Origin of the sequence: Nonomuraea sp. NPDC005983, assembly GCF_040614375.1 — a bacterium.
In the GTDB taxonomy this organism is placed as follows: Bacteria; Actinomycetota; Actinomycetes; order Streptosporangiales; family Streptosporangiaceae; genus Nonomuraea.
The window spans coordinates 55,952-67,271 of the sequence record NZ_JBEXUP010000034.1; the positions used below are offsets into that span (position 1 = coordinate 55,952).

Here is an 11,320-nt window from a genome sequence, read left to right on the forward strand (position 1 = left end):
AGGTAGCATTACCGGCATGCTGCGCGGCCTCGGCGAACTCGAATCCACGATCATGGACCGGATGTGGGCCCGGCGCCGACCCGCCTCCGTACGAGACGTCTTGGAAGACCTCCGCCAGGAGCGGACCATCGCCTACACCACCGTGATGACCGTGATGGACAAGCTGCACACCAAGGGCCTGCTCAGGCGCCGGCCCGTCGGTCGCGCCTACGTCTACGAGCCGATCGCCTCCAAGGAGGCCTACACCGCCGACCTGATGCGCAGTGCGCTGGCCGACAGCGGCAACCAGGCCGCCACGCTGGTGCACTTCCTGGAGCGGCTGACGGCGGAGGAGGCCGCGGCGCTGGAGGCGGCGCTGCAGGTGTTCCCGCACCGAGGCGGTCAAGCATGATCGCCGCCATCGTCCTGCTGCTTTATCCGGTCGTGGCGGCAATCTGGCTGCCCAGGCTGGGGAGCCGGGCGGCGGGCTGGGCCGACCGGGCACCGCGGCTGGCGATCGCGCTCTGGCAGGCGGCGGCCGCTTCGGTGGTCGCCTCGGCGGTGCTGGCCGCGCTGGCCTTCGCCGTTCCCCCCGAGGTCGTGGGGCACGGCCTGGCCGGGCTGTTCGAGGCCTGCGCCGACATGCTGACCAACCGGTCCGACCTGACTCCGGCGGGCGTGGGTGCGCTGCTGGCAGCGGGCGCGGTACTGGCCCGAGTCGCCTACTGCGGCGGCGCCGTCCTGGTCAGAGCCCGCGTGGAACGTCGCGAGCACACGGCGCTGCTCAGCCTCCTGGGCCGGCGTGACAGCGACCTGGGCGCGATTGTCATCGAGTACGACGAGCGGCTGGCCTACTGCGTGCCCGGCAGGAACGCCCAGATGGTCATCACCACGGGAGCGCTGCAAAGCCTGGCCCCTGAGCAGGTCGCCGCGGTGCTGGAGCACGAGCGGGCGCATCTCCGTGGGCGCCATCATCTCGTGCTCGCGGGCGCCGAGGCTCTGGCCCGGGCATTTCCTCGCATCCCGCTGTTCGAGCGGGCCAAGGTGGAGATCGCCAGGCTGATAGAGCTGCTGGCCGACGACGTCGCCGCGCGTCGCCACCCGCGTGCGCAGATCGCCGCCGCGCTGGTCCGCCTGGCCACCGGCCGCGCGCCCGCGTTCACTCTCGGCGCAGGTGGCGAGACGGCGCTCACACGCGTACGCCGCATGCTCAATCCCGAGGCGCCGCTCTGCCGACGCGAGCGCCTGGCCGGGCTGCTTGCGGTCGCCGGGCTGCTGGGCGGCCCCGCGATGGTCGCAATGGTTCCCGGCGTCAGCTCCTTCCTGGCCCATCACTGCCATTCGCTCCTGACTCTCTGACCTACGAGCGCTGATAGTAGACTCCCGCCATGCGAGGAATTCACGCTGCAGCGCTGGCGCTCCTGGTTCTTGCGCTAGGGGCCTGCGGGCAGTCTGGTGAGCCGGCGCAGACCGATGATCCGGGCGTTGGGCATGTTCACGGTATCGGCGTCGATCCCGCCGACGGTGCCCTCTACCTTGCCGGGCACTACGGCCTTTTCAAGATCACGTCCGCCCATACCGCTCAGCGTGTGGCCGGGCGCGTACAGGACCATATGGGATTCACCGTGATCGGCCCCAAGACGTTCCTCGCCAGCGGACACCCCGGCGAGGCCGACACCGACTCCCCGCCCCACCTCGGCCTGATCCGTACCACCGATGCCGGCACAACGTGGGAGGCGATCTCCGAGCGCGGCATCGCCGACTTCCATGCACTGCAGCCCGCTGGGAGCACCCTCTACGCCTACGACAGCCAGACCAGTCGTCTTCGGGCGAGCGTAGACGGGGGTGCGACCTGGCGGTTGGGCGCCGAGGAGGAGATCATCGACCTCGCCGCCAACGCCGCGCGGCCCGAACGCGTCTACGCGGCCACAACCAACGGCGTGCACGTGAGCGAGAACGGCGGCATGGACTTCGAGCCGGTGAAGAACGCACCCTTGCTCGGCCAGATCGACGCTCCCACAGCTGACCTTTTGATCGGAACGGACGCCGAAGGCCAGGTGTGCCTGAGCACCGACGGCGGCGAAACATGGCAGACGCGCGGCCGGCTCCCGGCCCCGGCTGCCGCGTTCACCGCCGTCGACCGGCAACGCCTCCTGTCCGCAACCGAGGACGGCACCGTGTACGAATCGACAAACGGCGGCGCGGACTTCACCCTCGTCTTCCGCCCCGCCGGCGGCTGATCTACCGTGGCAGGCCCACCCAGCACGTCGAATCGCGCTACAACGCCATGCTCCGCTCACGTCGAAGTGGACGTTCTCCTTGGCCGCAGACAGGTGACCGTCGGTGCCAGGCCGGCTGATGTTCAGCAGCAGGCCTGATTTCGCCGGTTATGCGACGCCCCAGCGCATCCAGTACTGGACAGCGCCCGCGACGAGTTGCACCGCCATCGCCGCCGCCAGCAGCCCCATCACGCGGGTGACCAGGTTGAGCCCGTTGTCCTTGAGCAGACGGCCGATCACCGCGGAGAAGCGCAGAGTCAGCCAGGTCAGTATGAGTGCCGCCGCCAGCGCCAGCGCGACCTCCAGCACCGCGGAGACGCCGGTGGCCTTCTCCATGTAGAGCATGGTCGCGGCAATGGCACCGGGCCCCGCCAGCAAGGGCGTGCCGAGCGGGACGAACGCGACAGCGCCGCTCTCAGCGCCGGCCCGATTGCGTGCGCAGTCTGCTTTCAGTAGATCGAGCGCGATGAGCGCGAGCAGCACCCCGCCGGCCACCTGCAGCGCCTGCAACGAGATGCCCAAGGCATCGAGCAGCCCGTTGCCGAGCACCGCGAACACGGCGACGATACCGGCCGCCACCAGCACGGAGATCCTGGCGGTACGACGGCGCGCCACCTGGTCCTGGCTCCTGGTGAGAGTGAGGAAGATCGGAATGGCCGCCAGCGGGTCGAAGATGACGAGCAGCGTGACGAAGGCCTGAACGAACAGCGACATGACATGCCCCACGGAAATGGACGGAGGTCCCCGTACTCTCAGCTGACGGGGTTGGACCGGATTCCCGTGGGGTCGCACGGCACGGTCCAGCGCAACCATGCCGTGCCGCCGCCGTACCGTTGCCTGTTCATGCCCGCGCAAACCGCCGCGTCCCGTGCGCTATTCCTCTGGTTGCGAGGCTGACGCCACAAAGATGGGCAGCGCCAGGAACATGCGTTCCTCCCGGGCACGCGTCCTCTGATCGCTCACCCACGCCGTTTCCTGTTCGCGGGTGATGGCTCCGGCGGCGCGCGCTCCCTCCGCGATGCCGGTGAGCATCGGCAGCATGGCCGCGTCGGTGAAGACGCCCACCTGCACCTCCACTTGGACGTCCTGAAAGCCCGCGTCGAGCAGCAGGTTGCGGTAGCGGCGGGCCGCACGTGGATTCCGGACCAGGTCGGCGCGCGCGTGCACGATGGCCCGAGTGAGCGCCGGGTCATCAGAGTCGATGATGAAGGTGTCCCAGTCCTGCCCGGCGAGCACAACTCGCCCGCCTGGAGCGAGCACCCGCCCGGCCTCTTCCAGCGCCTTGGCCGCGTCGGCGAGGTCGTGATAGACCTTGTCGGCTCGATACCCGGCGACCTCCCCATCTTCCAGCGGCAGGTCGAAGGCGTCGCCAATTCTGAAGTCGGCATGGGGCCAGCGGTGGCGGGCCGCCGCGATCATCTCTTCGCTGATGTCTACGCCGATCGCTCTCATCCCGCGCTCCGCGAGCTCATCGACCGCGCGCCCTGCGCCGCAGCCGACGTCGACCACGGCCGCGCCTTCGGGGAGGGCGAGCAGGTCGTACGAGCGCGCGCGCAATGCGACGGCCCCGGGCAACGCGTCGGCGACGTCGAGCAGACGGATGAGCGATTCCATGGATTCCTTGGTCTTGGACATGTGAGCCAGCATGCGACTTAATGTCGACATGAAGTCAAATGCCAGCATGAGCATCGGTGAGATCGCGGAGCGGTTCGGCCTGGCGACGCATGTGCTGCGGCACTGGGAGGCGAAGGGTCTCCTCAGGCCGGTCCGCATCGGAGGAGCGCGCCGCCGGTACGGGCCTGACGACCTCACCCGGGTGGCCGTGATCCTGCGCGGCAAGGAAGCCGGTTTCAGCCTGGAAGAGATTCACGAGATGATGGCCACCTCGGACGCGGGTGAGCGGCGCGCTGTTCTGTTGCGCCGCCGGCAAGAACTGGCCCGGCGCATCGCCGAGGCGCAGGCGTCGCTTGAGCTCATCGACTGCGCGCTGGACTGCGACCATGAGGATTTGGCCAGTTGCCCTCATTTTCAGTCCATGGTCGCGGAGCGGATCTCGCTATCGCCCCCGCCACACGTACGAATGTGAATAGGGCTCCTTGAGGTCGGCATACTTGCGCCTCAGCGCCGACCACTACTATGAATAATGGTAGATCGAGCGCTTCCTGTGGCACGCCGCCGGGCGGGTACGGAGGAGAACCATGACGGCTGGGGATATGAAGGATCGCAGCACTGCGGTTCTCGACGTGAGCGGGCTGCAGTGGGCCTCGGAGCAGAACGTGGTGCGTGCCGTCCTGGGCCGTCGTCCTGGAGTGATCGAGGTCGAGGTGAACCCGGTCGGACAGACCGCCACCGTGGTGTTCGACCCCAGGGCCACGTCCTTGGCCGAGCTTCGCCGCTGGGTACAGGAGTGCGGCTATCACTGCGCGGGGCAGTCCGTCCCATCGCACGTCTGCGATCCCATGGCAGAACCCGACCCGCCAGGCGGCGAGCACGCGCGCCACACCGCTTCGGCCGTCCGCGAGCTCCCCGCTGAGCATGGAGAGCACGCGGGTCATGAGACGGGTCCGTCGCCGCACGAGATGATGGGGCACGGGGGCCATGGCGCCATGTCGATGGAGGCCATGGTGGCCGACATGCGCAACCGGTTCCTGGTAGCGGCGGCGCTGTCGGTCCCGATCCTGATCTGGTCGCCGATCGGCCGTGAGGTCCTGGGCCTGGACGTGCCGGTTCCGTTCGGGCTACGCGAGGACGTGTGGGCGCTGCTGCTCAGTCTGCCGGTGATCTTCTACTCGTCGTGGATCTTCTTCGACGGCGCCGTACGGGCGTTGCGGGCGCGCACGCTGGACATGATGGTGCTGGTCGCCGTGGCGATCGGGGCGGGCTGGCTGTACTCGCTGTACATCACGCTGACAGGCGGCGGGGAGGTGTTCTACGAGGCGGCGACCGTGCTGGCGGCGTTCGTGCTGCTGGGGCACTGGTTCGAGATGCGGGCCAGAGGCGGCGCCAACGATGCGATCCGCGCGCTGCTCGATCTGGCCCCACCCAAGGCGGTGGTGATCCGCGACGGCGAGCAGGTGGAGATCCCCACGGCCGAGGTCGTGGTCGGGGACGTACTGCTGGTCCGCCCCGGCGCGAAGATCGCCGTCGACGGCGAGGTCGTGGAGGGCGAAAGCGAGGTCGACGAGTCGATGGTCACCGGCGAGAGCCTGCCGGTACACAAGGCTCCCGGCTTGGGGGTCGTGGGCGCGACCATCAACAAGAACGGCACGCTTCGAGTGCGGGCCACGAAGGTCGGTGCCGACACCGCCTTGGCGCAGATCGTCAAGCTCGTCCAGCAGGCCCAGAACTCCAAGGCTCCCGGGCAGCGCCTGGCCGACCGGGCGGCGTTCTGGCTTGTCTTCGTCGCGCTCATCGGCGGCGGGCTGACGCTGGCGGCCTGGCTGCTGGCGGGCGCGGCGACCGGAACGGCGATGCTGTTCGCCATCACCGTCGTCGTGATCACCTGCCCCGACGCGCTCGGCCTGGCCACCCCCACCGCGATCATGGTGGGCACCGGCCTGGGCGCCAAGCGCGGCGTGCTGTTCAAGAACGCCATGGCACTGGAGACCGCGGCCCGCATCCAGACCGTTGTCATGGACAAGACCGGCACCCTGACCAGGGGCGAGCCGGAGGTCACCGATGTGATCGTCGAGGGGCTGGAGGCGGCGGAACTGCTGCGGCTGGTGGCCGCTGTCGAGCGGGAGTCCGAGCACCCGCTGGCCGAGGCTGTGGTCCGCTACGCCGACGCGCACGCTCCCGGCATCCTGCGGGCCACCAGGTTCGAGAACGTCCCAGGTCACGGCGCGATGGCTCAGGTTGACGGGCATCGGATCGTGGTGGGCAACACGAAGCTGATGCAGGTCGAAGGCGTCGACCTCGGCATGCTGGCCTCCCGGCGCGAGGAACTGGCCGCCGGCGGACGTACCGCGGTCATCGCCGCCGTGGACGGCCGCGCGGCCGGGATGATCGGCATCGCCGACGCTCCCCGCGACAGCTCCGCGGCAGCGGTGACGGCGCTGCACGACGCCGGCGTGGAGGTCGTCATGCTGACCGGCGACAATGAGGCCACCGCCCGGCGGATCGCCGATCAGCTCGGCATCGACACGGTGATCGCCGAGGTGTTGCCGGGCGACAAGGCCGCCAAGATCGCCGAGCTGCAGCGCGGCGGGCGCAAGGTCGCGATGGTCGGTGACGGCGTCAACGACGCCCCGGCGCTCGCCCAAGCCGATCTCGGAATCGCGATAGGCGCAGGGACCGACGTCGCCATCGAGACCGCCGACGTGGTGCTCATGCGTTCCGACCCGCTCGACGTCCCGACGGCGCTGGCCATCGGTCGCGGCACACTGCGCAAGATGCGGCAGAACCTGGGGTGGGCGATCGGTTACAACACGATCGCGCTACCGATCGCGGCCGGCGTCTTCGAGCCCGCCTTCGGCCTCGTGCTGCGCCCAGAGATCGCCGCCCTGTCCATGTCCGGATCGAGCTTCATCGTCGCGGTCAACGCACTCGCCCTCAAAGGGCTCCGCCTGCCCCGCCCTACCGCTGCCAGAGTCTGAGCGCCCAGGAGCCTGCGCGCACTCGTGGGAAATGCATGCAATGTGGCCGAAGGCGATGATCGCCTTCGGCCACAGGGGACGGTTTCCTACGTGAAGCGGCGTAGCCGCAGGCTGTTGCTGACCACGAAGACGCTGGAGAACGCCATCGCGGCTCCGGCGATCATCGGATTGAGCAGGCCCAAGGCGGCCAGCGGGAGGGCGGCCACGTTGTAGGCGAACGCCCAGAACAGGTTGCCCTTGATCGTCGACAGCGTGCGGCGGGACAGCCGGAGCGCGTCGGCGGCCACCCGCAGATCGCCCCGCACCAGCGTGAGGTCGGCCGCCTCGATCGCCGCGTCGGTGCCGGTACCCATCGCCAGCCCCAGGTCGGCCTGGGCCAGTGCGGCGGCGTCGTTGACCCCGTCGCCCACCATGGCCACGACCTTGCCCTCGGCCTGCAGCTTCTTGACCACCTCGACCTTGTCGGCGGGCAGCACCTCGGCGATCACCTCGTCGATGCCCACCTCGGCGGCGACGGTCTTCGCCACCGCCTCGTTGTCTCCGGTCAGCAGCACCGGGGTCAGACCCAGCGCCCGCAACTCGGCGATGGCCTGCTTGCTGGTCGGCTTGACCACGTCGGCCACCACCAGCACAGCACGGGCCTGGCCGTCCCAGCCGACCGCCACCGCGGTGCGGCCCGCCGCCTGCTCCTCGCCCAGCTTGCGCTCCAGCTCGACGGACAGGTGCTGAGACCAATCGGCCAGCAGCCGTGGCCGGCCGACCAGCACCGCGTGGCCGTCCACGACGCCCTGCACGCCAAGCCCTTCGACGTTGGCGAAGTCCTCGACGATGGCGTCGGAGTCGGCTGCGCGGGCGATGGCCTGCGCGATCGGGTGCTCGGAGGCATGCTCGAGCGCACCCGCCAGCCTGAGCACCTCCTCGCGAGTCTCCCCGTCGGCCAGGTGGACTGCGACCAGGGTCATCTTGCCTTCGGTGACCGTGCCGGTCTTGTCCAGCACGATCGTGTCGACCTTGCGGGTGGACTCCAGCACCTCCGGCCCCTTGATCAGGATGCCCAGCTGGGCGCCCCGGCCGGTGCCGACCAGCAGGGCCGTCGGCGTGGCCAGCCCCAGCGCGCACGGGCAGGCGATGATCAGCACGGCGACCGCGGCGGTGAAGGCCGCCGCCGTGCCGTTGCCTGTGCCGAGCCAGAACCCGAGCGTCCCGACCGCCAGCGCGATCACGATCGGCACGAAGATGCCCGAGATGCGGTCGGCCAGCCGCTGCACGGCCGCCTTGCCGGTCTGCGCTTCCTCCACCAGCTTGGCCATCTGGGCGAGCTGGGTGTCGGCCCCGACCCTCGTGGCCTTGACGATGAGGCGGCCGCCCGCGTTCACGGTGGCCCCCGTGACCGCGTCGCCGGGGCGGACCTCCACGGGCACGGACTCGCCGGTCAACATCGAGGCGTCCACCGCTGAGGAACCCTCGAGGATCACACCGTCGGTGGCGATCTTCTCTCCTGGCCGGACCACGAAGGTGTCGCCGACCTTGAGCTGGTCGGTGGGGACGCGGCGGCCGTCGGCCAGCTCCACGTCCTTGGCGCCCAGCTCCAGCAGCGCCCGCAGCGCCGCACCGGCCCGCCGCTTGGACCGGGACTCGAAGTAGCGCCCGGCCAGGATGAACGCGGTCACCGCCGCCGCGGTCTCGAGGTAGATGTTGCCCGAACCGTCGCTGCGCTCGATGGTGAAGGCGAACGGGTGCGTCATGCCCGGCGTGCCCGCGGTGCCGAAGAACAGCGCCCACAACGACCAGCCGAAGGCGGCCAGGGTGCCGACCGAGATCAACGTGTCCATCGTGGCGGCGCCGTGCCGCAGGTTGGTCCAGGCCGCCCTGTGGAACGGCCAGCCCGCGTACACCACCACCGGAGCTGCCAGCACCAGCGACAGCCACTGCCAGTTGGTGAACTGCAACGCCGGAACCATCGCCATCGCCACCACCGGCACGCTCAGCACGACGGCGGTGACCAACCGCTGGCGCAGCGGTCGCAGCTCGTCTTCCGGCTCCGGCCCGGCTCCGGCCCCGGACTCGCCGGGCGGGGTGGGCAGCTCGGCGGTGTAGCCGGCCTTCTCCACCTCGGCGATCAACTGTTGCGGGTCCACACTCTCGGGAAAAGCGACCTTCGCCTTCTCCGTCGCGTAGTTGACGGTAGCGCTCACGCCCTCGAGCTTGTTCAGCTTGCGCTCGATCCGGTTCGCGCAGGACGCGCAGGTCATGCCGCCGATCGACAGCTCGACAGCCCTGCCTTCAGTCAGGGAAGACATCGCGTCTCCTTTCTTCGCGTCCTGCGGTCAATGTGTGTGGTCGCCGTGAGCGGGGCCGTCGCTCGGCTCTGCCGTGGGCTTGGGCTGTCCGGCCCCGGCCTGGGCGGTGAAGGCAGCGGTACGGACCTTGCCCTGGTGCTGGAAGTCCAGGAACAGCCCGTAGTCGCCGCCGCTGGGCACCTCGGCGTAGAAGGTGATCTCCGGCCCGGCAGCAGTCTTGCCGTCGCCCGGCTCGCCGTCCGGGTGCACGTGCAGGTAGGCCAGATCACCAGCTCGCAAGGCGACCAGATGTCCGTACGCTCCCAGATACGGCTGCAGATCCGTCACCGGCTTGCCGTCCTTGCTCACGCTCAGCGTGAGCTTGCCGGCCTGGCCGGGCACGAGATCACCCGCCAGGGAGACGGTGTAACCGTCCACCTCAGCCGTACGAGCCACCTGGCGCGGGGGTTGCGGCTTGTAGTCGCCCGCCACCAGCAGGTCCGTACCGAGAGTCAGGCCACTCCCACCCGTGGGGGCGAAGTCGGCGAAGGCCCGGTAGGCGCCCGGCTGGTCCAGCGTCAGCTTCACCGACCACACGCCGTCGGCGGCCATGTCCGGGTGCACGTGCTGGAACGTCGCCAAGTCCCGCGAGACCACGATGAAGTGGAGCTTCTTGTCATGTTGGACCTGGTAGTCGGTCACCGGCCTGCCGTCGGGACCCGTCACGGTGAAGCGGAAGTCCGTGGGCTCGCCGGCCTTGATGGTGGTCAATGGGTTGAGGGTGTAGCCGTTCTGAGACACTTGGAGCCCCCCGGGGGTATTGTCCTGCGCTGTTGCGGCGGTCTCCGCATGGCCGCCATGACTGTCAGCGGCGGGAGTCGAATGGGCCGTCCCGTGTTCCGACTTCGCCGGGGCCGGGGCGACCTCCCCCACCGCGTTCCCGACCCCCAGGGCGCCGCCGAAGACGACGGCCAGGCCCAGGACGTAGGCGCCAAGTTTCGCTGCTGCATTCATGCCGGATTCGCCACCTCGTAGCCCGCTTCCTCCACGGCGGCAACGATCTCCGCCGTGCCCACGGAGCTGTCGCTCTCGACGGTCAGCAGGCCGCTGGCCAGGTCCACCTCCACCGAGGTGACACCGAGTACCTCACTGACCTCTTCTTTGACCGAGCTGACGCAGTGGCCGCAGGTCATGCCCGTGACGGTGTAGGTAGCGGTAGCCATATCGATCAACCCTTTCCGGTGTATGCGGTGTTGTCAGGAGCGGACGAGCCGCGCGATGGCGTCGGAAGCCTCTTTGACCTTGGCCTGCGCCTCGGGACCCCCCTTTGCGGCGGCCTCGGCCACGCAGTGCGCCAGGTGATCCTCCAGCAGAGAGATGGCGACCGACTGCAGGGCACTGGTGGCCGCCGACACCTGCGTCAGGATGTCGATGCAGTACTTGTCGTCCTCGACCATCCGCTGCAGCCCGCGCACCTGACCCTCGATCCGGCGCAGCCGACGCAGCTGGTCCTGCTTGTGGTCGCTGTATCCAGCCATGTCTCCCCCTTCCGACTCCTCGAACGTACCATACCCCCCTACCGTATTCCAAGCCCGCGAGTATTCCTGAGAGCTGGCTGCATTCCGGGTACTGCTCACGCCCAGGGACGCACCGCTGCCCAGCAGTTCACAGCCGCCCGCCAGGCATAGGCTGATGTACGCGCTCGGGACCGAGCGGTTTCGTCATCGCACGGCAGAGCTCGTCTACCAGAAGGACACCAAGAAGCAGCGTGCGCAGGCGGCACTGGGCAAGGCGCTCGGCGCGGCCGGCTCGCGGCTGGGCCCATCATGGCGGAAAGAGCTGCTCACGAACCTGAGGGTGCCGGTGGATCAGCACGCCCTCGCAGCACTGCTCCCCCACGGCACCTTCAACCGAGACTTCCTGATAGCTGCGGCCAAAACCCTGGAGGCGCTGGAAGCCGCGACGTTGACTCATCGAGACCGCCACTGGCCTTCACTCTGGGCGCCTCCGGCATGGGCGACCTGCTCGACCTGGAGACGTTCTCCCGTTCGCTCGCGTACGGATCACCTTGACGTGCTCCTCCACATGAATGTGGAGGATTCCTGTGCTGCTTACGCAGCAGCTCGCAGCGCGGGCGCGGGCGAGACTGTGGGACAGGATGCTTGACGCTTCACAGGCCCCGGTATCC

General features: G+C 69.1%; 12 protein-coding genes. 6 read left to right on the forward strand and 6 right to left on the reverse strand.

Annotation, left to right across the window (positions count from 1 at the left end; all coding sequences use genetic code 11):
• The first annotated feature begins 16 nt into the window (after nucleotides 1-16).
• From ABZ297_RS17660 to ABZ297_RS17670, 3 genes are read left to right on the forward strand one after another with little or no spacing between them, the layout of a single operon-like run.
• Complete coding sequence (locus ABZ297_RS17660) at nucleotides 17-391, forward strand: BlaI/MecI/CopY family transcriptional regulator (RefSeq protein ID WP_355346608.1); 375 nt, start codon at nucleotides 17-19, stop codon at nucleotides 389-391.
• Nucleotides 388-1,338 carry a M56 family metallopeptidase gene (locus ABZ297_RS17665; protein WP_355346611.1) on the forward strand — a complete coding sequence of 317 codons (951 nt, stop codon included), beginning with the start codon at nucleotides 388-390 and terminating at the stop codon, nucleotides 1,336-1,338. The genes ABZ297_RS17660 and ABZ297_RS17665 overlap by 4 nt, the downstream gene beginning before the upstream one ends.
• Before the next feature lie 29 nt (nucleotides 1,339-1,367).
• A complete protein-coding gene (locus ABZ297_RS17670) occupies nucleotides 1,368-2,219 on the forward strand; it encodes a F510_1955 family glycosylhydrolase (RefSeq protein ID WP_355346614.1) in 852 nt (283 codons plus the stop codon).
• A 147-nt stretch (nucleotides 2,220-2,366) separates the two neighbouring features.
• Here the strand turns inward: ABZ297_RS17670 and ABZ297_RS17675 are convergent, their stop codons facing one another.
• Both ABZ297_RS17675 and ABZ297_RS17680 read right to left on the reverse strand, forming a co-directional pair.
• The gene (locus ABZ297_RS17675) at nucleotides 2,367-2,972 is read right to left on the reverse strand and encodes a MarC family protein (protein ID WP_355346617.1); all 606 of its coding nucleotides are present in this window, start codon (nucleotides 2,970-2,972) and stop codon (nucleotides 2,367-2,369) included.
• A gap of 159 nt (nucleotides 2,973-3,131) precedes the next feature.
• Complete coding sequence (locus tag ABZ297_RS17680; RefSeq protein ID WP_355346620.1) at nucleotides 3,132-3,893, reverse strand: methyltransferase domain-containing protein; 762 nt, start codon at nucleotides 3,891-3,893, stop codon at nucleotides 3,132-3,134.
• A gap of 46 nt (nucleotides 3,894-3,939) precedes the next feature.
• Between ABZ297_RS17680 and ABZ297_RS17685 the strand changes: the two genes are divergently transcribed.
• Together ABZ297_RS17685 and ABZ297_RS17690 are read left to right on the forward strand one after the other, a co-directional pair.
• Nucleotides 3,940-4,344, forward strand: coding sequence for a MerR family transcriptional regulator (locus ABZ297_RS17685; RefSeq protein WP_355346623.1), 405 nt, complete (start codon nucleotides 3,940-3,942; stop codon nucleotides 4,342-4,344).
• Between the two features lie 112 nt (nucleotides 4,345-4,456).
• Nucleotides 4,457-6,853, forward strand: a complete 2,397-nt coding sequence (locus tag ABZ297_RS17690; protein ID WP_355346626.1) for a heavy metal translocating P-type ATPase — start codon at nucleotides 4,457-4,459, stop codon at nucleotides 6,851-6,853.
• A gap of 86 nt (nucleotides 6,854-6,939) precedes the next feature.
• Here ABZ297_RS17690 and ABZ297_RS17695 read toward each other — a convergent pair whose 3' ends face one another.
• From ABZ297_RS17695 to ABZ297_RS17710, 4 genes are all read right to left on the reverse strand, one after another.
• Entirely contained in the window at nucleotides 6,940-9,153 is a 2,214-nt protein-coding gene (locus ABZ297_RS17695) for a heavy metal translocating P-type ATPase (RefSeq protein ID WP_355346629.1), read from the reverse strand.
• A 27-nt stretch (nucleotides 9,154-9,180) separates the two neighbouring features.
• The gene (locus ABZ297_RS17700) at nucleotides 9,181-9,903 is read right to left on the reverse strand and encodes a hypothetical protein (protein ID WP_355346632.1); all 723 of its coding nucleotides are present in this window, start codon (nucleotides 9,901-9,903) and stop codon (nucleotides 9,181-9,183) included.
• Between the two features lie 239 nt (nucleotides 9,904-10,142).
• Nucleotides 10,143-10,355: a cation transporter gene (locus ABZ297_RS17705; protein WP_355346635.1), complete on the reverse strand. Its 213-nt coding sequence runs from the start codon at nucleotides 10,353-10,355 to the stop codon at nucleotides 10,143-10,145.
• Between the two features lie 33 nt (nucleotides 10,356-10,388).
• Nucleotides 10,389-10,670 (reverse strand): metal-sensitive transcriptional regulator, encoded by a 282-nt coding sequence (locus ABZ297_RS17710; protein ID WP_355346638.1) that lies wholly within the window; start codon nucleotides 10,668-10,670, stop codon nucleotides 10,389-10,391.
• A 154-nt stretch (nucleotides 10,671-10,824) separates the two neighbouring features.
• Here ABZ297_RS17710 and ABZ297_RS17715 point away from each other — a divergent pair, with 154 nt between their 5' ends.
• Complete coding sequence (locus ABZ297_RS17715) at nucleotides 10,825-11,298, forward strand: hypothetical protein (RefSeq protein WP_355346641.1); 474 nt, start codon at nucleotides 10,825-10,827, stop codon at nucleotides 11,296-11,298.
• Nucleotides 11,299-11,320: the final 22 nt, after the last annotated feature.

Excerpts from the sequence above, each read along its gene's own strand:
- ABZ297_RS17695 (WP_355346629.1), bottom strand. The coding sequence starts at position 9,153 with ATGTCTTCCCTGACTGAAGGCAGGGCTGTCGAGCTGTCGATCGGCGGC.
- ABZ297_RS17685 (WP_355346623.1), top strand. The coding sequence starts at position 3,940 with ATGAGCATCGGTGAGATCGCGGAGCGGTTCGGCCTGGCGACGCATGTG.
- ABZ297_RS17680 (WP_355346620.1), bottom strand. The coding sequence starts at position 3,893 with ATGTCCAAGACCAAGGAATCCATGGAATCGCTCATCCGTCTGCTCGAC.
- ABZ297_RS17665 (WP_355346611.1), top strand. The coding sequence starts at position 388 with ATGATCGCCGCCATCGTCCTGCTGCTTTATCCGGTCGTGGCGGCAATC.
- ABZ297_RS17690 (WP_355346626.1), top strand. The coding sequence starts at position 4,457 with ATGACGGCTGGGGATATGAAGGATCGCAGCACTGCGGTTCTCGACGTG.
- ABZ297_RS17705 (WP_355346635.1), bottom strand. The coding sequence starts at position 10,355 with ATGGCTACCGCTACCTACACCGTCACGGGCATGACCTGCGGCCACTGC.
- ABZ297_RS17710 (WP_355346638.1), bottom strand. The coding sequence starts at position 10,670 with ATGGCTGGATACAGCGACCACAAGCAGGACCAGCTGCGTCGGCTGCGC.
- ABZ297_RS17675 (WP_355346617.1), bottom strand. The coding sequence starts at position 2,972 with ATGTCGCTGTTCGTTCAGGCCTTCGTCACGCTGCTCGTCATCTTCGAC.
- ABZ297_RS17715 (WP_355346641.1), top strand. The coding sequence starts at position 10,825 with ATGTACGCGCTCGGGACCGAGCGGTTTCGTCATCGCACGGCAGAGCTC.
- ABZ297_RS17670 (WP_355346614.1), top strand. The coding sequence starts at position 1,368 with ATGCGAGGAATTCACGCTGCAGCGCTGGCGCTCCTGGTTCTTGCGCTA.
- ABZ297_RS17660 (WP_355346608.1), top strand. The coding sequence starts at position 17 with ATGCTGCGCGGCCTCGGCGAACTCGAATCCACGATCATGGACCGGATG.